Raw genomic sequence first — 20,033 nt, 5'->3', positions numbered from 1 at the left:
GAATGCCGATGGCAACCAGATGAGTGAGTCGGTCAGGCCCGGGGCCGGTGGCCTCGCGGAACGGTTGACCGCCGTTCAGGGTGGGATCGTCGCCGCGGCTGCCGCCGCCGGGCGCGACCCGGCGGAGCTCACCACGATCGTCGTGACCAAGTTCCAGCCCGTCTCGCTCCTCCAGGAACTTGCCGCCCTCGGCGTGCGCAACTTCGGGGAAAGCCGCCACCAGGAAGCCCAGGCCAAGGCCGCCGAGCTCCTCCAGCTCGACCTCACCTGGCATTTCGTGGGCCAGGTGCAGGGGAAGAAGGCCCGGCAGGTGCGGGCCTACGCCGACGTCATCCACTCCGTGGATCGAGCATCACTGGTCGATGCATTGGCGTCGGAGGATTCGGTCGTCGACTGCTTCGTGCAGGTGAACCTCACGGATGACCCGTCTCGCGGCGGAGTCGCTCCGGGGGAGCTGCCCAAGCTCGTCGAGCACGTGCTCTCCACGGCCGGACTGCGGCTGATCGGGCTGATGGCGGTGGCCCCGCTCGGTGCCGAACCGCGCCCATCCTTCGCCCGGGTTCGCGAACTGGGCGAGCAGATTCAGCAGTTCGCGCCGAACGCGAAATCCTTGTCCATGGGCATGTCCCAGGACTACGCGGAGGCGATCATCGAAGGGGCGACACACCTTCGAATTGGCACAGCAATCACCGGGAATCGCCCGGTATCCGGTTAATCTGGACAAGAAGAATCACCAACACGGAGGTCGAGATGTCCAACCCGCTCAAGAAAACCATGGTTTACCTGGGTCTGGCAGACGAGGAACTCGAGTACGAGGCGCCCACTGCTGCGCCCGCATCGACGGCCACTCACTCGACGGCGACCGGCGCTGCGGCATCGAAGTCCGCTGCTCCCCACTCCGCCCCGAATTCCTCGCACGCCGCGTCGTCCGCGTCGTCGTCACACACCGCCGGCGCACCCGCCTCGGCCGGTCGCGCATCGGTGACACCGCTGCGCAAGACCTCCGCTCCGAAGAATGTGGCTGCCTCAGACATGAATGAAATCCTCACCGTCCACCCGCGTCAGTATAAGGACGCTCAGGTGATCGCGGAGTCCTTCCGCGATGGAATCCCGGTCATCATCAACCTGTCTCAGATGAGCGACGCCGATGCGCGCCGCCTGATCGACTTCGCCAGCGGTCTGTCCCAGGGTCTGTACGGGAAGATCGAGCGCGTCACGGCGAAGGTCTTCCTGCTTTCCCCGTCCCACGTTGTCGTGTCCGGCGACAATGCCGCGGAGGACTCCGATGCCGAGGCGTCCTTCTTCGCGCAGTCGTAGTTACCGCCGTGTTTGCCGTCAGCCTGATCGGTGCGATCGCCTACTACGCCCTCCTGCTCTACTTCTTCGTGATGTGGGGTCGGTTCATCATCGACCTCGTACGCAGTGTCAACCGGTCTTGGCGGCCGCAGGGCCCCCTGCTCGTCGTGATCGAGTTGGCCTATTCCCTGACCGACCCGCCGATCAAGTTCTTCCGCCGGCTCCTGCCGCCGCTTCGAGTCGGCCCGATCGCCTTCGACTTCGGCTGGAGCATCACCATGCTCTGCGTCATCGTCGGCATGTCGATCACCGGGCTCATGCGCTGACCGATACCTCGCGCCCCGGACTGGGCATGTATTCTTGTCCGACGGCGTGCCGGGCTGACGCGGTCCGACTACGCGTCGGACCTTGATAGCGTTAGTTGAACGCAAACACAATGTTCGCAACTCGAGTTTTAAGGGTGGAAAGCCATGGCGCTAACTCCGGAAGATGTAGTCAACAAGCGGTTCCAGTCGACTAAGTTCCGCGAAGGATACGATCAGGACGAGGTCGATGACTTCCTCGACGAGGTCGTCGTTGAACTTCGCCGACTGACTGCGGAAAACGAGGAGCTCAAGGCTCGCGTCAGCTCTGGCGGCGCAGCGGAGGTCGCACCGGCGCCCGAGGCCGTCGCGGAGCCCGTCGTGGCTCCCGCCGTCGTGGCCGCACCGGTTGTCGCCGGGCCCATCGACGAGACCGCCGGCACGACTAACCTTCTCCAGCTGGCTCGTCGCCTGCACGAGGAGCATGTCAAGGAGGGTGCCGAGAAGCGCGATGCACTTATCGCCGAAGGCCACGCCACCGCAGCCCGTCTCGTCGCCGAGGCCGAAGCCAAGCAGCGCGCGCAACTCAGCATTCTCGACCAGGAGCGCTCCGTCCTCGAGACCAAGATCGACGATCTGCGCACCTTCGAGCGCGAGTACCGCCAGAAGCTGAAGAGCTACATCGAGACCCAGCTGCGCGACCTCGACGCCACTTCGCCGGTCGAGTCGAGCAACGCTTCGAAGTCGAGCTTCCAGAGCTTTGGCGCCTAAGGTTCGAACGAAGAAGCGCCCCGGTGCGTTGATCCTCCTGGCCGTCGTGGCCCTGGGGATTTACGCTCTGGATCAAATCAGTAAGTACCTCATCGTCAGCAGACTGACCGAGGGTGACATCGTCCGGGTTCTGGGAGACGTGCTGCAAATGCACTTCGTCCGGAATCCGGGCGCTGCCTTTTCCCTGGCAGCCGGCATGACGTGGATCTTCTCGATCATCGCCGTGGCCGTGGTGGTGCTCATCGTCTGGTTCGCCGGGCGCATCCGCTCTTTGGCCTGGTCTGTCGTCTTCGGGCTCCTGCTCGGCGGCGTGCTCGGCAACCTGACCGACCGGCTGCTGAGGGAGCCGTCCTTCGGCCTCGGTCACGTGATCGACTTCATTTCCACGCCCTGGCTGATCCCCGCCATCTACAACGTGGCGGACATGGCGATCGTGTCGAGCATGATCATCTTCATGTATCTGACCATTCGCGGAATCGGCCTCGACGGTCGCCGCACCGACGCCTCGGACCCGTCCGAATCCACCCCCACCCAGATAGCATCCTGATTCTCGCCATGGAAACACGCTCCCTTCCTCTTCCGGACGGACTCGCCGGAGTCCGCGTCGACGCCGGCATCGCCAAGCTCTTCGGCTTCTCGCGCAGCTTCGCGGCCGAAGTCTGCGAGGCCGGCGGAGTCACGTTGGACGGGGTCGTGGCCGGTAAATCCGACCGGTTGCACGGCGGTGCGTGGCTGGAGGTGTCCTGGCAGCCCAAGGAGGCCCTGGCGATCGTGCCCATCCCAGTGCCGGATCTCACGATCGTGCACGACGACGAGAGCATCGTGGTCATCAACAAGCCGTCCGGGGTGGCCGCGCATCCGAGTGTGGGCTGGACCGGTCCCACCGTGGTCGGCGCGCTCTCCGCGGCCGGCTACCGCATCGCCACCTCCGGGGCCAGCGAGCGGGCCGGGATCGTGCACCGCCTCGACGTGGGTACCAGCGGTCTGATGGTCGTCGCCAAGTCGGAGACCGCGTACACGGCGCTCAAGCGCGCCTTCCACGACCGCGAGGTCGAGAAGATCTACCACTCCGTCGTTCAGGGTCACCCCGATCCGAGCACGGGCACGATCGACGCGCCGATCGGGCGCCACCCGCGGTCGGACTGGAAGTTCGCGGTCATCGCCGGCGGCAAGGATTCCGTCACGCACTACGAGACGCTCGAGGCCTTCCCCTCGGCGTCACTGGTGGAGGTGCACCTGGAGACGGGGCGCACACATCAGATCCGGGTGCACATGGCCGCCCAGCGACATCCGTGCGTGGGTGACGCCATGTACGGCGCGGATCCCTCGATCACGGCGCGCCTCGGCCTGACCCGCCAGTGGCTGCACGCCAAGCAGCTGGCGTTCCACCACCCGGACACTCGGGAGTGGGTCACCTTCACCACCGACTACCCGGCCGACCTCGCGCACGCCCTCGACGTGCTGCGCGACGCCTGACGCGTAGCGCCCAATTACAACACCTCGGAGCCGTTTTGTCCTCTCAGAATAAGTCGGGTGGATCGACAGATTCCTTCGTGCACCTGCACGTGCATAGCGAGTACTCGATGCTCGACGGCGCGGCGCGGGTCAAACCGCTGATCAACGCGGCCATCGAGCAGGGGATGCCGGCGGTCGCCATCACCGACCACGGCAACGTGTTCGGTGCGTTCGATTTCTGGCGAACCGCGACGGAGGCCGGCATCAAGCCGATCATCGGCACCGAGGCGTACATCACCCCCGGAACCAACCGACGAGACAAGACCCGGGTGCGCTGGGGAACCAGCGGTCAGAACCGTGACGACGTCGGTGGCGCCGGTTCGTACACGCACATGACGCTGCTCTCGGAGACTACGGCCGGTATGCACAACCTGTTCCGGCTGTCGTCCAAGGCCAGCCTGGAGGGGTACTACTTCAAGCCCCGGATGGACCGGGAACTGCTCGCCGAGTTCTCGGACGGGTTGATCGGCACGACCGGGTGCGTGGGCGGCGAAGTGCAGACCCGCCTGCGCCTCGGCCAGTACGACGAGGCGAAGAAGGCGGCCGGGGAATTCCAGGACATCTTCGGCAAGGAGAACTTCTTCTGCGAGATCATGGACCACGGCATCGACATCGAGCGCCGCACCATGACCGACCTGCTCAAACTCGCCGGCGAACTCAACCTGCCGCTCGTGGCCAGCAACGACCTGCACTACACCCACGCCCACGACGCGACCGCCCATGCGGCCCTGCTCTGCGTGCAGTCGGCCTCGACCCTCGACGACCCGAACCGCTTCAAGTTCGACTCGAACGAGTTCTACCTGAAGACCGCCGCGCAGATGCGGCATCTCTTCCGCGAGCACCCGGAATCCTGCGACAACACGCTGCTGATCGCGGAACGCTGCCAGGTGGAGTTCAACACCAAGGCCAACTACATGCCCCGGTTCCCCTGCCCGGAGGGGGAGAACGAGGAGAGCTGGTTCGTCAAGGAGAACGAGATCGGGCTGGCCAAGCGCTACCCGAACGGCATCCCGGACGATGTGCGCAAACGAGCCGACTATGAGATCGGCATCATCATCCAGATGGGCTTCCCCGGCTACTTCCTCGTCGTGGCCGACTTCATTATGTGGGCCAGACAGCAGGGCATCCGGGTAGGTCCCGGCCGTGGGTCGGGCGCCGGTTCGATGGTCGCCTACGCCATGGGCATCACCGATCTGGACCCGCTCGTGCACGGGCTGATCTTCGAGCGGTTCCTGAACCCTGACCGCGTCTCCATGCCCGACTTCGACGTGGACTTCGACGAGCGACGCCGCGGCGAGGTCATCCACTACGTGACCGAGAAGTACGGCGAGGAGCGCGTCGCCCAGATCGTCACCTACGGCACGATCAAGGCCAAGCAGGCCCTCAAGGATGCGTCCCGGGTGCTCGGCTTCCCCTTCGGTATGGGGGACAAGCTCACCAAGGCCATGCCGCCGGCGATCATGGGCAAGGACGTGCCCCTGACCGGCATGTTCGACAAGGACCACGCGCGCTACCGCGAGGCCGCCGATTTCCGCGCCGTGATCGAGTCCGACCCCGAGGCCCGCACCGTCTTCGACACCGCCCTCGGCCTGGAGAACCTCAAGCGTCAGTGGGGCGTGCACGCCGCCGGGGTGATCATGAGCTCCGACCCGCTGATCGACATCATCCCGATCATGAAGCGTGAAGCGGATGGCCAGGTCGTCACCCAATTCGACTACCCGGCCTCTGAGGCCCTCGGCCTGATCAAGATGGACTTCCTGGGATTGCGCAACCTCACCATCATCGACGACACCCTCGACAACATCGCCGTGAACCGCGGGCACCGGCCCGTACTCGAAGAGTTGGGGCTCGAAGACCCGGCCGCCTACGAACTGCTCGCCCGTGGCGATACCCTCGGGGTGTTCCAACTCGACGGCGGGCCCATGCGATCGCTGCTTCGCCTGATGAAACCCGACAATTTCGAAGACATCTCGGCCGTCATCGCGCTGTACCGGCCCGGCCCCATGGGTGCCAACTCACACACCAACTACGCGCTGCGGAAGACCGGCCAGCAGGAGATCATCCCGATCCACCCGGAGCTCGAGGAGGCGCTGGCCGACGTCATCGGCACCACCTACGGCCTGATCGTGTACCAGGAGCAGGTCATGTCGATCGCGCAGAAGCTGGCCGGGTTCTCTCTCGGCCAGGCCGATCTGCTGCGCCGCGCGATGGGCAAGAAGAAGAAGTCGGAGCTGGACAAGCAGTTCGAGGGCTTCTCCGGCGGCATGGTCGCCAACGGCTACTCCATGGAGGCGGTGAAAACCGTCTGGGACATTTTGCTGCCGTTCTCCGATTACGCCTTCAACAAGGCGCACTCGGCCGCCTACGGGGTGCTCTCGTACTGGACCGCGTACCTCAAGGCGAAGTACCCGGCCGAGTACATGGCCGCGCTGCTGACCAGCGTCGGCGACTCCCGCGACAAGCTCGCGCTGTACCTGAACGAGTGCCGCCGGATGGGCATCCAGGTTCTGCCGCCCGACGTGAATGAATCGATCGGGTACTTCGCGGCCGTGGGCACGGACATCCGTTTCGGGCTCGGCGCGGTGCGCAACGTGGGATTCAACGTGGTCGACGCGATCCGCGCCGCCCGCACCGAGAAGAGCGCGTTCGAGTCGTTCCACGACTTCCTGCGCAAGGTGCCGATCCCAGTGGCGAACAAGCGCACGGTCGAGTCCTTGATCAAGGCCGGCGCATTCGACTCGCTCGGCGCGACCCGCCGGGCCATGTTCGAGATCCACGAAGCCGCGGTCGAATCCGCCGTCAAGATCAAGCGCGACGAGCAGCACGGCATGGTCGGCTTCGACTTCGACAGCCTCTTCGACGACCCGCAAGAGAGCGAGCAGGTTCCCGACCGTCCCGAATGGAGCAAGAAGGAGAAGCTCGCGCTCGAACGCGACATGCTCGGGCTCTACGTCTCCGACCATCCGCTGGCCGGGCTAGAGCTCCCGCTGGCCAAGCACGCCAGCACGACCATCGTGGACCTGGTGGGATCGGAGCAGACGCAGGATGCCGACACCGTCACCATCGCCGGGCTGATCACCAGCGTGCAGCACCGGATCGCGAAGAAGTCGGGCAACCAATACGGCATCATCCAGGTCGAGGATTTCGGTGGGGAGATCGCCGTGATGTTCATGGGCAAGGCCTATCAGGAGTTCTCGTCCGACCTGGTCAGCGACTCGGTCGTGGTCGTGCGGGGCCGGGTGAGCCTGCGCGACGATGGCATGAACCTGCACGCGTACAGCATTTTCGCGCCCGAACTCGGCTTGGCCTCGGACACCGGCACGCTGACCGTCACGCTGGCAGAATCCCGGGCCACGACCGACACTGTGACGGCGCTGGGCGAAGTCATCACCCGCCACATCGGCAGCTCCGAGGTGCGGATCAAGCTGGTGAAGGGCCATACGGCGCGAGTGTTCGAGCTGCCCCATCATGTGAAGATCAGCGCCGACCTGTTCGGGGAGCTCAAGAGCCTGCTCGGGCCGAACTGCCTGACCTAAAGGAGCGAGTCCTGGCCGACCGCTGGTGTCGCCCTCGGCAAGTCAGAGCTGACGGCACGCCGTGGACGCTGTTCCTCACCCGTGACGCGAAGTGCCCGGTGTCGAACCAATTCGACGGAGATTCTCGTGTGAAACCGCTTTCTCGGGGTGGAATGGGGCCGATTCGGCCACAATCTCCGTCGAATTCGTTCGGGACAGAGCTGACTGGCAGCACCGTGAGGCGCGCTGCCGTCAGGCTCTACCGACGTAGGCCGCGAGGTGCTGGCCGGTGAGGGTGGAGCGGTCGGCGACCAGGTCGGCCGGTGAGCCCTCGAAGACGATCCGGCCGCCGTCGTGACCGGCGCCGGGTCCGAGGTCGATGATCCAGTCGGCATGAGCCATCACGGCCTGGTGATGCTCGACGACGATGACCGACTTGCCGGAGTCCACGATTCGGTCGAGCAGGCCGAGCAGCTGCTCGACGTCGGCGAGGTGGAGTCCGGTGGTCGGCTCGTCGAGCACGTAGACGCCGCCCTGCGCAGCCAGGTGGGTGGCCAGCTTGAGCCGCTGGCGCTCGCCCCCCGAGAGCGTCGTGAGCGGCTGGCCGAGGCTGAGATAGCCGAGCCCAACGTCGGCAAGCCCGCCCAGGATGGCGTGGGCGGCCGGCGTGCGCGCCGCACCGGCGCCGAAGAACTCCCGGGCCGCGGTCACCGACATCGCGAACACCTCACTGATATCGCGGCCGCCGAGGCGGTACTCCAGCACGGATGCCTCGAACCGCTTCCCCGCGCAGACCTCGCAGGTGGTGGCGACGCCCGCCATCATGGCCAGGTCGGTGTAGACGACGCCGACACCGTTGCAGTTGGGGCAGGCACCCTCGGAGTTGGAGCTGAACAGCGCGGGCTTCACGCCGTTGGCCTTCGCGAAGGCCTTTCGGATCGGGTCGAGCATTCCCGTGTACGTCGCCGGATTGCTTCTGCGGGAACCGCGGATGCCGCCCTGATCGATGGACACCACGCCCGCGCCAGCGGGGATCGACCCATGCACGAGCGAGCTCTTTCCGGATCCCGCGACCCCCGTCAGCACGACGAGCACGCCGAGCGGGATATCCACGTCCACTTCCTTCAGGTTGTTCTTCGTCGCGCCGCGAATCTCCAGCGTGCCCGTGGGGGCGCGCACCGCGGGCTTGAGTGCCGCGCGATAGTCGAAGTGGCGGCCGGTGAGGGTGCCGCTGGTGCGGAGACCCTCCACGGTGCCCTCGAAGCAGACGGTGCCGCCCGCCGCGCCGGCGCCGGGTCCGAGATCGACGACGTGGTCGGCGATCACGATCGCCTCCGGCTTATGCTCCACGACGAGCACCGTGTTGCCCTTGTCCCGCAGCTGCAGCAGCAGTGTGTTCATGCGCTCGATGTCATGGGGATGCAGCCCGATGGTGGGCTCGTCGAAGACGTAGGTGACGTCGGTGAGTGAGGAGCCCAGGTGCCGGATCATCTTGGTGCGCTGGGCCTCCCCGCCCGACAAAGTACCGGCCGGCCGGTCGAGCGAAAGGTAACCCAACCCGATCTCCACGAACGAGTCGAGGATCTGGCGCAACGCCTGCGTGAGCGGGGCCACCGACGGCTCACTCTGGCCGCGAACCCACCCGGCCAGGTCGCTGATCTGCCAGGAACAGGCGTCGGCGACGCTCACTCCGGAGATCTTCGACGAGCGAGCCGCCTCGCTGAGGCGGGTGCCGCCGCACTCGGGGCAGGTGGCGAACGTGACCGCGCGCTCCACGAACGCGCGGATATGCGGCTGCAAAGCGGCGACATCCTTGGACAGGAACGACTTCTGAATCTGCGGGATGAGGCCCTGATACGTCAGGTTGATCCCGTCGACCTTGATCTTGGTCGGCTCCTTGTAGAGCAGGTCGTCCAGTTCCTTCGTGCTGTACCGATGAATTGGCTTGTCCGGGTCGAACCAGCCGCAGCCGCGGAAGATGCGGCCGTACCAGCCGTCCATCGTGTAGCCCGGGATCGTGAGCGCGCCCTCGTTGAGCGACTTGGAATCGACGTATAGCGCGGAACGATCGATGTCGTTGACGGTGCCCATGCCCTCGCAGCGCGGGCACATGCCGCCGGTGATGCTGAAGCTGCGCCGCTCCTTCACGGTCTTCCCGCCGCGCTCGAGCGTCACCGCCCCGGCCCCACTGATCGAGGCGACGTTGAACGAGAACGCCTGGGGCGATCCGATGTGGGGCTGACCGAGCCGGCTGAAAAGGATGCGCAGTAGCGCGTTGGCGTCGGTGGCGGTCCCGACCGTGGAACGGGAGTTGGCCCCCATTCGCTCCTGGTCGACGATGATGGCCGTGGTCAGACCATCCAACACGTCCACCTCGGGGCGCGCCAGGTCCGGCATGAATCCCTGCACGAACGCACTGTAGGTCTCGTTGATCAGCCGCTGCGACTCGGCGGCGATCGTGCCGAACACCAGTGAGCTCTTGCCCGAGCCGGAAACGCCGGTGAACACCGTCAGCCGCCGCTTCGGGATGTCGAGGCTGACATCCCTGAGGTTGTTCACGCGCGCGCCCCGCACCCGGATCCGGTCGTGGCTGTCGGCCACGTGCGGCGCGGGCATCCTCGTGCTCGCGGCGCTGCTCAGGTCAGTGCTCATCGTGTCTCCCTCTGGTGGCCGGGTTGCCCACGTGGTCTCGGTGGTCGTCGCCTGGTCGAGTCAACCAGCTTCAAGGCCGGTTGCTGCGGTTCCGCCGTGGATGATTCCAGTGTCAGTGCGGTCGAGGCTGTGTGCAAGCTCCATAACCGACGACACAGACGGGGGTGGAAGTTCGCGGCGCAGGTTCTGGAGCGGGCGAGCGTTAGAACGAGCGCCCACGTTTACGGGTGCGCCGCGAGTGCGAGCCGGGTCCCGAAAGGCTCGTGGGACGGACGCGGAAACCCGCACGCGGGTCGTAGCCTTGAGGTATGAGCACAGGCACTCGGGAACCTCTGTACACCACGGCGATTCTGGCCGGGCGGGCCGTGTTCGGCCTGCTGCGGCTGAAGCCATCCGTGACCGGTCTGAAGAATCTTCCGGACACCGGGGGGGCGGTGCTGGCGATCACCCACTTCGGCTACATGGACTTCGCCCTGGTCGAGTGGATGCTGTGGCAAAAGAACCGACGTCACATCCGTTTTATGGCCAAGAAGGGCGCGTTCGACCAGAAGCTCGTGGGCGTGCTGCTGCGCGGCATGCGTCATATCTCGGTCGACATGAAGGCAGGGGCGGAGGCTTACGGCCAAGCCGTGACCGCGCTGCGGGCGGGCGAACTGCTCGGCGTGTTTCCGGAAGGCGGCGTGAACGCCTCCTTCACCGTACGCGAGTTGAAGTCGGGTGCCATCCGGATGGCCGCCGAGGCCGGGGTCCCCGTGATCCCGATCGCGGTCTGGGGCGGGCACCGCGTGCTCACGAAGAACCACAAGCCGGCCCTGCGCGAGCTGTTCGACGTGCCCATCCGCTTCGCCGTCGGCGAGCCGTTCACGGTCGCGGCGGGGGAGGGCACGCAGCCGATGACGCTGGCACTCCACGACACACTGCAGGGTCTCGTCGACAAACTGCAGAAAGCCTATCCGGTGGACGGCGCCGGCCAGTGGTGGCAGCCGCGGCACCTGGGCGGCACCGCGCCCACACCGGAGGAGGCCGCCGTTGCCGAGGCCGAGCGGCGCCGGCGTCGCGACGAGGCCGGCGCAGCCCCGTCCAGGGGCTAGGCCGGGGCGCCGGGCACGCGGTAGGTGCGCTCGTAGTACAGCAGGGCCTCGTCGTTCTCGCCCATGCCGCCTTCCTCGATCTTCACGACCACGACGGCGCTGTTGTGCACCAGTGTGCGTTCGATGATTCGCCCGACCATCCACGAGGTGACGCCCTTCAGCACAGGCAGGCCGTGGGGTCCGGGCTGCCAGTGGTCGCCGATGAAGCGCTGGTTCGCGGGACCCGACATCACCTCGGCGACGGCACGATTGTGCGCCCCGAGGATGTGGATGACGACCCGGTCGCTCTCGGCGATCGCCGGCCAGGTGCTGGCTGACCGGGCCATGTTGAAGGTGGCCAGCGGCGGAACCGACGACAGCGACGCCAGCGAGGTGGCGGTGAATCCCACCGGGGCGCCGTCCGGGCGCAGCGCGGTGATCACCGCGACACCGGCGGCGTGACGCCGGAAGGAATGTTTGAAGGCGGCCAGGTCCAACGGTGCATTGGGATCTTCGGCCAGCGGTACGGTGGCGGGCTGGGGTACTTCGGTGTCGCTCATGTGACTGAATCAATCTCCTCGCCATTGAGCCTATTCCCGGTGCACGGGAGTTGATGGCTAGGCTGGAACGCGATGATCCAGACTATTGACCTCCGAGGGACCCGGCCCACTCCGGCGGAATTGCTTGCAGCCGTCCCGCGTGCGCTCACCGACGTGACCGCGGCCAGCGACGTCGCAGCCGAATTAATCAACGATGTGCGGGCCAGAGGCGAGGATGCCCTCCGCGACCAGGCGGAACGCCTCGACCGGGTGCGTCCGTCCCATGTGCGGGTTCCTGCGTCCCACGTCACCGAGGCACTGGCCGGGCTCGACCCGACGGTGCGCACGGCCATCGAGGAGACCATCCGTCGCGTGCGCATCGCCAGCGCGGCCCAAGTGCCGCCGCAGGTGACCACCACGATCGCAGACGGCGCCACCATCACGCAGCGCTGGCAGCCGATCAACCGGGTCGGCCTGTACGTTCCCGGCGGCAAGGCCGTCTACCCGTCGAGCGTCGTGATGAACGTGGTTCCGGCTCAGATCGCCGGCGTCTCCTCGATCGCGCTGGCGTCGCCGCCGCAGAGCGACTTCGACGGACGCGTGCACCCCACCATCCTCGCCGTGGCGAGCCTGCTCGGCATCGACGAAATCTACGCCATGGGCGGGGCCGGCGCGGTCGGCGCCTTCGCCTACGGCGTTCCGGGGCTCGGCCTGGACCCGGTGCAGCTCGTCACCGGCCCCGGCAACGTCTATGTGGCCGCCGCCAAGCGGCTCGTGCGCGGGGTGACCGGCATCGACTCCGAGGCCGGCCCTACCGACATTCTGGTCATCGCGGATGAGACCGCCGACCCCCGCATCGTCGCGGCCGACCTGGTCAGCCAGGCCGAGCACGACGAGCTGGCCGCCGCCATGCTGGTCACCGATTCGGCCGAGCTCGCCGACGCCGTCAATCTGCACCTGGTCGACCTGATGCAGAGCACGACCCACAGCATCCGTGTCACCGCGTCCCTGAACGGGCGCCAGTCGGGGATCGTGCTCGTGGACGACCTCGACGCCGCGGCCGCGTTCAGCAACGCGTTCGGTCCCGAGCACCTCGAGATCCAGACGAGCGACCCTGATGCCGTGCTCGCGCTGATCGAGAACGCCGGCGCCATCTTCCTCGGCCCTCATTCGCCCGTGAGCCTCGGCGACTACGTGGCCGGCTCGAACCACGTGCTGCCGACGGGAGGGCAGGCCCGGTTCTCCTCCGGACTCGGCGCCTACACCTTCCTGAGGCCCCAGCAGGTCGTCACGTACAGCCGGGAGGCACTGCGCGAGGTCGCGGACCACATCGCGGCCCTGTCCACGGCGGAGGCGCTGCCCGCGCACGGCGACGCCGTCACGGCCCGTTTCACGACGGCGCTGTAAGCTGGTCACACGATGTTCTGCCCGTTCTGCCGCCACCCGGACTCCCGAGTCATCGACTCGCGCACGAGCGACGACGGACTTTCCATTCGCCGGCGTCGACAGTGCCCTGAATGCGGCCGGAGGTTCAGTACCACCGAGACCGCCAGCCTGAACATCGTCAAGCGCAGCGGGGTCGTCGAGCCGTTCAGTCGCGACAAGATCGTGGCCGGCGTGCGCAAGGCCTGCCAAGGTCGTCCGGTAACGGATTCCGACCTGGCCATGCTTGCCCAGCGGGTGGAGGAGACCATCCGGCAGACCGGCGCGTCGCAGGTGAAGGCGAACGAGGTCGGCCTCGCGATCCTGCCGCCGCTGCGCGAACTTGATGAGGTGGCCTATCTCCGCTTCGCGAGTGTCTACCAGGCATTCGATTCGCTCGAGGATTTCGAGACCGCGATCGCCCGGCTGCGCACCGAACACGGATCCCGCACCGAACACGGCTCCCGCCCCGAGCAGGGCAGCGGCGCGGGCGCCGCACACCCGTCCGAGTCGTAGGCGGCGCCGTGTACCCGCTGATCTTCTCGCTGTTCCTGACCCGCCTCGACCCCGAACGAGCCCACCACCTCGCCTTCACCGTGATCCGGGCGCTGCCCGCGTTCGGTGTCGGCCGGGTCGTGCACCGCTTCACGCGCCCGCGCACCGACCTCGGTGTCCAAACCCTGGGTCTGCGATTCCAGTCGCCGTTCGGCGTGGCCGCCGGCTTCGACAAAGACGGTGAAGCCGTGCTCGGGCTCGGCCAGCTCGGGTTCGGGCACGTGGAGGTCGGCACCATCACCGCCGTTCCTCAGCCCGGAAACCCGAAACCGCGCCTGTTCCGCCTGATCCCCGACCGCGCGGTCGTCAACCGGATGGGCTTCAACAACGCCGGTGCCCGCGCCGCCCGGGTGCGCCTCGCGCACGTTCGCACCGCTGCCGGTCGCCCGGTCCTCGGCATCAACATCGGCAAGAGCCGCGTCACCGCGGTCGAGGACGCCACCGCCGACTACCTGGTCAGCGCCGCGCTGCTCGCGCCCCTGGCCGACTACCTCGTCGTGAACGTCAGCTCGCCCAACACGCCCGGGCTACGCGGACTGCAGGAACTCGACCGGCTCGCCCCGCTGCTTCGGGCGGTCAAGACCGAGGCCGGCGCCACGCCCCTGCTGGTAAAAATCGCCCCCGACCTCGCCGATGCTGAAGTGACCCGAATCTCCGAACTCGTGGTGGAGCTGGGTCTCGACGGCATCATCGCCACGAACACCACGATTTCCCGCGCCGGACTGAAAACGGATGCCGCAACCGTCGAGGCTGCCGGCGCCGGCGGTCTCTCCGGTGCCCCGCTCCAGGCGCGGTCCCTGGCCGTGCTGCGCGTGATCCGGGCCGCTGTGCCCCGCGAGCTGTGCGTGATCTCGGTCGGCGGCGTGGAGACCGCGGAACACGTGGCCGAGCGCCTCGCCGCGGGCGCGACGCTCGTTCAGGGCTACACCGGGTTCCTCTATCGAGGGCCGCTCTGGGCTCGCCAGATCAACCGTGGCCTCGACCGCATCCTCGCCGCAGAACTGTAGAGAACTGAGACAGGCCGTCGAGCCCGCAACACGCCGTCGCGCCTAGATCAGACCGCGGTCCGCGAGCTGCCGGGCCAGGGCCGAGCCGTCCGGCCCGTACACCCAGCGGGGATCGCGGGGCGCGGGCGCGGCATCCTTCGCCCGGCGACCGGCCAGAACGGCCTGGCTGGGGGAGAGCTGGCGGATCGCGACGGCCTCGACATTGTCGGGGAAGTCTCGCTGGAACTCGCTGTAGATGGCCTCATCGTGCTGGCCGTCGTCGCCGAACAGGATCCAGCGGATCTCCGGGAATTCCTGGGCCAGACGGCGCAGGTTGGCCCTCTTGTGGTCCTGGCCGCTCCGGAACCAGCGGTCGTGGGTCGGACCCCAGTCGGTGAGCAGGAGAGCCCCCGACGGGTACAGGTTGCGGTTCAGGAACCGGGTCAGGGTCGGGGCGACGTTCCAGGCCCCGGTCGACAGGTAGATCATCGGGGCACCCTCGTTGACCGCGGCGAGGCGGTCGAGGAGGACCGCCATGCCCGGCGTGGGAACTCGGGCGTGCTCGTCGAGCACGAAGGTGTTCCAGGCGGCGAGCAGCGGGCGGGGAAGGGTGGTCACCATGACCGTGTCATCGACGTCGGACAGGATCCCGCGGCGTACCGTCGGGGCCACGATGAAGAGCGGGGCCTCGACCGGCGCGGCCGTGTCGTCGGTGTGCAGCCGGGCCATCTGCCAGCCCGGGGTGAGCGTGACCGGAATGACGGTGTCGACCACGCCCCCGCGGTCGGCCTGCACCCGGTGGGAGAAACCGTTGATCTCGATGGTCACCGTCACATCGTTGACCGGAACGCTCGTGAAGCTGTGCCAGCCGCGAATTCCGGCCTCGCGGCGGTCGGCGTGCCAGTGGCGCCGTGCCAGCTTGGAGCCGGGCTTGGCCGGTTTGGCCAGAAGCACCCGGCACAGAATGCGCACCCACTCGGTCGTGCCGTAGCCGGCATAGGGGATGACCGTGGGCAGGTAGCCGCGTTTGCGGGCGTGGCGTTCGCGCTTGAAGTGCAGCCAGTCCTCGATGCGGGCTGCGCGATGCATCATCTTCGCTGGCGTGCCCGTGGGCGGGATTCGAGGATATGTCGGCACGTCCCTAGTCTGGCACGCGCATGACGCTACCCGGCATCGAAGTCGGGTCGCCCGGAGAGCCGAAGGTTATTCCTGCCCAATCGGGCGAGACACGCTGTCACGTCACAACGAGGGGGACATTGCCGCCTAGTATTAGTGACTTAGTCTCAAGGAGGACAAGTGTCACTCAGTGACCTTTTTGGTGGGGATCCTTTTGTGCCGGCCCAGCAGGCCCGCACCGAGCCGATCCAACAGCGCAGCACGGCACGACTGTCCGGTCTGCTCGACGCCGCCGCCGTCGTCGTGGACGAGGTCGGCTTCGACCGCATCACGACCGCGATGGTGGCCGAGCGCGCGGGCGCGTCGATCGGGACCGTGTACCGGTACTACCCCGATCGCGTCGCGGTGCTGCAGGCTCTGCGCGAGCGCGCGGTGCTGCGATTCCGGAGCCGGGTTGCGGAGCAGCTGAAGACGAACGCTCCCCAGGGCTGGTGGGAGGCCGTCGACGTGGCCATCACGGCCTTCGTCGACCTGTACCGCTCTGAGCCGGGGTTTCGCATCATGCATTTCGACGACCGGCAGGGTGTGCCTGTCGTCGTAGACCCCGACACGGGTTACTTCGCCCGCCGGGTGGCCGGCATGCTGGTCGAGGAGTTCGGCCTCGAGGGCGGCGACGAACTGATCTTCCGGCTTGAGGTCGCCGTTGAGATGGGCGACTCGATTCTGTCGCGGGCGTTCCGCTCCGACCCGCAGGGCGATGAGCGGTTCATCGAAGAGTGCCGCGTGGTCACGCATGACTACCTCGCCGGATACTACGGGCCGAGCGTTCGCTAGGAATTCCGCGATCCGGTGGCTCGCGGCGCCGTGTGATGGTTGGGTGGTATACGTGCTTCCCGTGTTGTGTCGACTTCGGTCGAGAAATGAGCCATTTCCATGATCGAGTTCCGCTCGGTGAGCAAGCAGTTCCCGGACGGCACACTCGCCGTCGACGATTTCAGCCTGACCCTCCCGTCGCGCCAGACGACGGTGCTCGTCGGCTCCTCCGGCTCGGGCAAAACCACCCTGCTGCGCATGATCAACCGGATGGTCGACCCGAGCAGCGGCACGATCGAGATCGACGGGGCCGACATCGCCCAGCTCGAGCCGGTGCCGCTGCGGCGCGGCATCGGCTATGTGATGCAGGACTCCGGCCTGCTCCCGCACCGCACGGTGATCGACAACGTCGCGACTGTTCCGCTGCTGCGCGGGGTGCCGAGAAAGAAGGCCCGCGCCGAGGCCCTCACCCTGCTCGACACGGTGGGCCTGGACCAGACCCTGGCGGACCGGTACCCCAGCCAGCTCTCCGGCGGGCAGCAGCAGCGGGTCGGGGTGGCGCGCGGGCTCGCGGTCAACCCAAACATTCTGCTGATGGACGAGCCGTTCGGCGCCGTCGACCCGATCGTGAGGGCCGAGCTCCAGCAAGAACTTATCCGGCTGCAGAGCGAGCTCGGCAAAACGGTCGTGTTCGTCACCCACGATATCGAGGAGGCGTTCCTCCTCGGTGACCAGGTCGTCATCCTGCGTGACGGCGGACGGATCGCCCAGGTGGGGGCGCCAGCCGAGATCCTGGCGAACCCGGCCGACGACTTCGTGGCCAGCTTCGTCGGAGCGGATCGCGGCAAGCGTGCCCTGCATCTGGAACGCCGCGGCGACTCCGACCTGCTGCTCGACAGTGAGGGCCGCCTGGCCGGTGTGCTCGTGGAGCCGCGGCAGACCGCGCACTCCCCGGATCCCCAGGCTCCGCGGTGACCTGGTTCTGGTCGAATCTCGACCTGCTCTGGGATCGCACCCTGGACCACCTGATCCTCAGCGTGCCGCCGATCCTTCTCAGCTTCCTGATCGCCGTGCCGCTGGGCTGGCTCGCGAACCGGTACCGTGCCGGCCGCGGCGTGATCCTGACGGCCAGTGGGCTGCTCTACGCCATCCCGTCCCTGCCGCTGTTCTTCGTGATCCCGGCCATTGTCGGCACCAGCCTTCGCTCGCCGCTCAACCTGGTCATCGCCCTGACGATCTACGGCGTCGCGCTGATGGTACGCGTGGTGGCCGACGGGCTGGCATCCGTGGACAAGGATGTACGCCAGTCCGCTGTCGCCGTGGGGTATTCCGGCTGGAGCATCTTCTGGCAGGTTGAGCTGCCGCTGGCCGGGCCGGTGCTCCTGGCCGGCCTGCGGGTCGTGGCCGTCAGCACGGTCAGCCTCGCCACGGTGGGGGCCGTGATCGGCGCGCAGAGCCTCGGCAGCCTGTTCACGGATGGCTTCCAGCGCGGTATCCAGGCCGAAATCATCGCCGGGATCGTGCTGACCGTGGCGCTGGCGCTGCTGCTGGACGGCGCCCTCGTGCTGCTCGGGCGGGTTCTGCTGCCCTGGACCCGCCTGGCGGCGACCGACCGGAGGGCCGTCCGGGTCGCCCGGATCGCAGAGGCATCCGCGTGAACCTGTTCGTTGACGCGGTGAACTGGATCCTCGACCCGGCCAATTTCGCCGGGCCGGGCGGCATTCCGGCGCGGACGATCGAACACTTGGTGTTCACCCTCGTGGCGGTCCTGATGGCCTCCGTGATCGCGATTCCGGTCGGTTTCCTGATCGGGCATACGGGTCGGGGACGCAGCCTCGCTGTAGCCACCTCCGGCGGGCTGCGGGCCATTCCGACCCTCGGCCTGTTGACACTGGTCGCGCTGTGGGTCGGGATTGGGCTCGGTGCGCCGTACGTCGCGCTCACGGTCCTGGCGATCCCGCCGATCCTCGCGGGCGCCTACGCCGGGTTCGAGGCCATTGACCGGTCCGTCATCGACTCCGCCCGGTCGGTCGGGATGTCGGAGAGCCAGATCGTGGGCACGGTCGAGATCCCGTTGGGGTTGCCGCTGCTGATCGCGGGCATCCGTTCGGCCACCCTGCAGGTCGTCGCCACGGCGACCCTGGCTGCCTACGTGGCAGATGTCGGCCTCGGCCGGTTCCTGTTCGCCGGGTTGAAAACCCGCGACTACGCGGAGATGCTGGGCGGGTCACTGCTCGTGATCCTGCTCGCCCTCGTCCTCGAGGGAATATTCACTGTTGTTCAGCGACTTGTTGTTCCCAGAGGCGTCGCGTCCCAACGTCCCCCAGTCGACCGTGCCAGGTCAGCCCGACCTGTCCCGGGGATTGATCCCGCCATCACGAAAGGAACCCACTAATGTTCACAGCTCACAGAGGCCGGCTCGCGGCGGTCGCCGCGGTCGCGGTTGGGGCCGTCGTAGCCCTTGCAGGGTGTGCGTCCGGTGACCCGCTGGACAGCGGAAGTAACGCCGACGAGGGGTCCGCCACCCTGGTCGTCGGTTCGCAGGACTACTACTCGAACGAGATCATCGCCGAAATCTACGCTCTGGCGTTGGAGGGGAACGGCTTCACGGTCGACCGCCAGTTCAAGATCGGCCAGCGCGAGGTCTACCTGCCCGAGATCGAATCCGGTGCCATCGACGTCTTCCCCGAGTACAGCGGCAGCCTGCTGCAGGCCCTGAATGCAGATGCCGCCGGCGGCACCGCCGACGAGACCTACGCGCAGCTGCAGGACGAGCTGCCCGAGGGGCTGAGCGTGCTCGACATGGCCTCGGCCACGGACCAGAACTCCTGGACCGTCACGCAGGCCTTCGCCGACAAGTACAGCCTGACCGACATCGCGTCGCTCGCCGATGTCACCGAGCCGATCACCGTCGGCGGACCGTCCGAACTTCAGACCCGCCCCTACGGACCGACGACCCTGACGGAGAAGTACGGCATCCCCATCGCCGGCTTCACGCCCATTGAGGATGGTGGCGGCCCGCTCACGATCAAGGCTCTCGTCGACAACGACATCCAGATCACGAACGTCTACACGGCCAGCCCGAACATCAAGTCGGACAGCCTCGTCGCCCTCGACGACCCGGACGGCCTGTTCTTCGCGGACAACGTCGTGCCCGTCGTGTCCGACAAGGTCGGCGGGAAGGCCGCCGACGTGCTCAACGCCGTCAGTGCCGCTCTGACCGCCGAGGACCTGGTGGGCCTCAACTCCGAGAGCGTGAACGACCAGCTCTCGGCCGAGAAGATCGCGGCCGCTTGGCTCGAACAGGCGAACCTCTTCTAGGCACCAGCTGACAGGCGCTGCCTGACCAATTCGACGGAGATTCTGCGCCTACGGGCCGGTTTTGGAGCAAAACAGGCTCTGGGGCCGAGAATCTCCGTCGAATTCGTTAGGGGCTGGGGCAGGGGCAGAGGTAGGCCCGGGCTGGGGCTGGGGCTGGGGC

19 protein-coding genes are annotated in these 20,033 nt (G+C 67.1%); 16 read left to right on the top strand and 3 right to left on the bottom strand.

The window, feature by feature from the left end:
* Window positions 1-19: 19 nt before the first annotated feature.
* The 7 genes from E3O47_RS01745 (at window position 20) to dnaE (ending at window position 7,420) form a co-directional block, all read left to right on the top strand.
* Window positions 20-715 carry a YggS family pyridoxal phosphate-dependent enzyme gene (locus tag E3O47_RS01745; protein WP_104194790.1) on the top strand — a complete coding sequence of 232 codons (696 nt, stop codon included), beginning with the start codon at window positions 20-22 and terminating at the stop codon, window positions 713-715.
* 35 nt (window positions 716-750) lie between these two features.
* The gene (gene sepF, locus E3O47_RS01740; RefSeq protein WP_104099515.1) at window positions 751-1,317 is read left to right on the top strand and encodes a cell division protein SepF; all 567 of its coding nucleotides are present in this window, start codon (window positions 751-753) and stop codon (window positions 1,315-1,317) included.
* 8 nt (window positions 1,318-1,325) lie between these two features.
* On the top strand, window positions 1,326-1,622 hold the full coding sequence (locus E3O47_RS01735; RefSeq protein ID WP_104099514.1) for a YggT family protein: 297 nt from the start codon (window positions 1,326-1,328) through the stop codon (window positions 1,620-1,622).
* A 144-nt stretch (window positions 1,623-1,766) separates the two neighbouring features.
* Window positions 1,767-2,369: a DivIVA domain-containing protein gene (locus E3O47_RS01730; protein WP_104099513.1), complete on the top strand. Its 603-nt coding sequence runs from the start codon at window positions 1,767-1,769 to the stop codon at window positions 2,367-2,369.
* The gene (gene lspA / locus E3O47_RS01725; RefSeq protein WP_233191149.1) at window positions 2,359-2,916 is read left to right on the top strand and encodes a signal peptidase II; all 558 of its coding nucleotides are present in this window, start codon (window positions 2,359-2,361) and stop codon (window positions 2,914-2,916) included. The genes E3O47_RS01730 and lspA overlap by 11 nt, the downstream gene beginning before the upstream one ends.
* A gap of 8 nt (window positions 2,917-2,924) precedes the next feature.
* A complete protein-coding gene (locus tag E3O47_RS01720) occupies window positions 2,925-3,845 on the top strand; it encodes an RluA family pseudouridine synthase (protein ID WP_104099511.1) in 921 nt (306 codons plus the stop codon).
* 35 nt (window positions 3,846-3,880) lie between these two features.
* A complete protein-coding gene (gene dnaE, locus E3O47_RS01715; protein WP_166784721.1) occupies window positions 3,881-7,420 on the top strand; it encodes a DNA polymerase III subunit alpha in 3,540 nt (1,179 codons plus the stop codon).
* 231 nt (window positions 7,421-7,651) lie between these two features.
* Here the strand turns inward: dnaE and E3O47_RS01710 are convergent, their stop codons facing one another.
* Window positions 7,652-10,051 (bottom strand): excinuclease ABC subunit UvrA, encoded by a 2,400-nt coding sequence (locus E3O47_RS01710; RefSeq protein WP_134415201.1) that lies wholly within the window; start codon window positions 10,049-10,051, stop codon window positions 7,652-7,654.
* Between the two features lie 308 nt (window positions 10,052-10,359).
* Between E3O47_RS01710 and E3O47_RS01705 the strand changes: the two genes are divergently transcribed.
* Complete coding sequence (locus E3O47_RS01705; RefSeq protein WP_134415202.1) at window positions 10,360-11,142, top strand: lysophospholipid acyltransferase family protein; 783 nt, start codon at window positions 10,360-10,362, stop codon at window positions 11,140-11,142.
* On the opposite strand, the gene E3O47_RS01700 is transcribed toward E3O47_RS01705, so the two are convergent.
* Window positions 11,139-11,681 carry a flavin reductase family protein gene (locus E3O47_RS01700; protein WP_104100025.1) on the bottom strand — a complete coding sequence of 181 codons (543 nt, stop codon included), beginning with the start codon at window positions 11,679-11,681 and terminating at the stop codon, window positions 11,139-11,141. The two genes, E3O47_RS01705 and E3O47_RS01700, sit on opposite strands and share 4 nt — an antisense overlap.
* Before the next feature lie 72 nt (window positions 11,682-11,753).
* On the opposite strand from E3O47_RS01700, the gene hisD reads away from it, so the two are divergent.
* From hisD to E3O47_RS01685, 3 genes are read left to right on the top strand one after another with little or no spacing between them, the layout of a single operon-like run.
* Window positions 11,754-13,067: a histidinol dehydrogenase gene (hisD, locus tag E3O47_RS01695; RefSeq protein WP_104100024.1), complete on the top strand. Its 1,314-nt coding sequence runs from the start codon at window positions 11,754-11,756 to the stop codon at window positions 13,065-13,067.
* Between the two features lie 12 nt (window positions 13,068-13,079).
* Window positions 13,080-13,598, top strand: a complete 519-nt coding sequence (gene nrdR / locus E3O47_RS01690; RefSeq protein ID WP_104100023.1) for a transcriptional regulator NrdR — start codon at window positions 13,080-13,082, stop codon at window positions 13,596-13,598.
* Window positions 13,599-13,606: 8 nt separating this feature from the next.
* Window positions 13,607-14,644: a quinone-dependent dihydroorotate dehydrogenase gene (locus E3O47_RS01685; RefSeq protein ID WP_104100022.1), complete on the top strand. Its 1,038-nt coding sequence runs from the start codon at window positions 13,607-13,609 to the stop codon at window positions 14,642-14,644.
* Window positions 14,645-14,686: 42 nt separating this feature from the next.
* Here E3O47_RS01685 and E3O47_RS01680 read toward each other — a convergent pair whose 3' ends face one another.
* The gene (locus E3O47_RS01680; protein ID WP_233191253.1) at window positions 14,687-15,715 is read right to left on the bottom strand and encodes a phosphatase domain-containing protein; all 1,029 of its coding nucleotides are present in this window, start codon (window positions 15,713-15,715) and stop codon (window positions 14,687-14,689) included.
* Window positions 15,716-15,919: 204 nt separating this feature from the next.
* Here E3O47_RS01680 and E3O47_RS01675 point away from each other — a divergent pair, with 204 nt between their 5' ends.
* The 5 genes from E3O47_RS01675 (at window position 15,920) to E3O47_RS01655 (ending at window position 19,873) form a co-directional block, all read left to right on the top strand.
* Window positions 15,920-16,573 carry a TetR/AcrR family transcriptional regulator gene (locus E3O47_RS01675; RefSeq protein ID WP_104100021.1) on the top strand — a complete coding sequence of 218 codons (654 nt, stop codon included), beginning with the start codon at window positions 15,920-15,922 and terminating at the stop codon, window positions 16,571-16,573.
* Window positions 16,574-16,672: 99 nt separating this feature from the next.
* Complete coding sequence (locus E3O47_RS01670) at window positions 16,673-17,527, top strand: ATP-binding cassette domain-containing protein (RefSeq protein ID WP_104100020.1); 855 nt, start codon at window positions 16,673-16,675, stop codon at window positions 17,525-17,527.
* Window positions 17,524-18,210: an ABC transporter permease gene (locus tag E3O47_RS01665; protein WP_104100019.1), complete on the top strand. Its 687-nt coding sequence runs from the start codon at window positions 17,524-17,526 to the stop codon at window positions 18,208-18,210. The genes E3O47_RS01670 and E3O47_RS01665 overlap by 4 nt, the downstream gene beginning before the upstream one ends.
* Window positions 18,207-18,947 (top strand): ABC transporter permease, encoded by a 741-nt coding sequence (locus tag E3O47_RS01660; RefSeq protein ID WP_104100018.1) that lies wholly within the window; start codon window positions 18,207-18,209, stop codon window positions 18,945-18,947. The genes E3O47_RS01665 and E3O47_RS01660 overlap by 4 nt, the downstream gene beginning before the upstream one ends.
* Window positions 18,947-19,873, top strand: a complete 927-nt coding sequence (locus tag E3O47_RS01655) for an ABC transporter substrate-binding protein (protein WP_104100017.1) — start codon at window positions 18,947-18,949, stop codon at window positions 19,871-19,873. Before E3O47_RS01660 ends, E3O47_RS01655 begins: the two co-directional genes overlap by 1 nt.
* The last annotated feature ends 160 nt before the right edge of the window (window positions 19,874-20,033 follow it).

It is taken from the genome of Cryobacterium sp. TMT2-17-1 (assembly GCF_004402765.1).
Taxonomy (GTDB): Bacteria; Actinomycetota; Actinomycetes; order Actinomycetales; family Microbacteriaceae; genus Cryobacterium; species Cryobacterium sandaracinum.
Note: the sequence above shows the minus strand (reverse complement) of the source record. Positions and strands in the feature narration are given on the sequence as shown.

Excerpts from the sequence above, each read along its gene's own strand:
- E3O47_RS01745 (WP_104194790.1), top strand. The coding sequence starts at position 20 with ATGAGTGAGTCGGTCAGGCCCGGGGCCGGTGGCCTCGCGGAACGGTTG.
- sepF (WP_104099515.1), top strand. The coding sequence starts at position 751 with ATGTCCAACCCGCTCAAGAAAACCATGGTTTACCTGGGTCTGGCAGAC.
- E3O47_RS01730 (WP_104099513.1), top strand. The coding sequence starts at position 1,767 with ATGGCGCTAACTCCGGAAGATGTAGTCAACAAGCGGTTCCAGTCGACT.
- E3O47_RS01720 (WP_104099511.1), top strand. The coding sequence starts at position 2,925 with ATGGAAACACGCTCCCTTCCTCTTCCGGACGGACTCGCCGGAGTCCGC.
- E3O47_RS01710 (WP_134415201.1), bottom strand. The coding sequence starts at position 10,051 with ATGAGCACTGACCTGAGCAGCGCCGCGAGCACGAGGATGCCCGCGCCG.
- E3O47_RS01705 (WP_134415202.1), top strand. The coding sequence starts at position 10,360 with ATGAGCACAGGCACTCGGGAACCTCTGTACACCACGGCGATTCTGGCC.
- E3O47_RS01700 (WP_104100025.1), bottom strand. The coding sequence starts at position 11,681 with ATGAGCGACACCGAAGTACCCCAGCCCGCCACCGTACCGCTGGCCGAA.
- hisD (WP_104100024.1), top strand. The coding sequence starts at position 11,754 with ATGATCCAGACTATTGACCTCCGAGGGACCCGGCCCACTCCGGCGGAA.
- nrdR (WP_104100023.1), top strand. The coding sequence starts at position 13,080 with ATGTTCTGCCCGTTCTGCCGCCACCCGGACTCCCGAGTCATCGACTCG.
- E3O47_RS01680 (WP_233191253.1), bottom strand. The coding sequence starts at position 15,715 with ATGATGCATCGCGCAGCCCGCATCGAGGACTGGCTGCACTTCAAGCGC.
- E3O47_RS01670 (WP_104100020.1), top strand. The coding sequence starts at position 16,673 with ATGATCGAGTTCCGCTCGGTGAGCAAGCAGTTCCCGGACGGCACACTC.
- E3O47_RS01655 (WP_104100017.1), top strand. The coding sequence starts at position 18,947 with ATGTTCACAGCTCACAGAGGCCGGCTCGCGGCGGTCGCCGCGGTCGCG.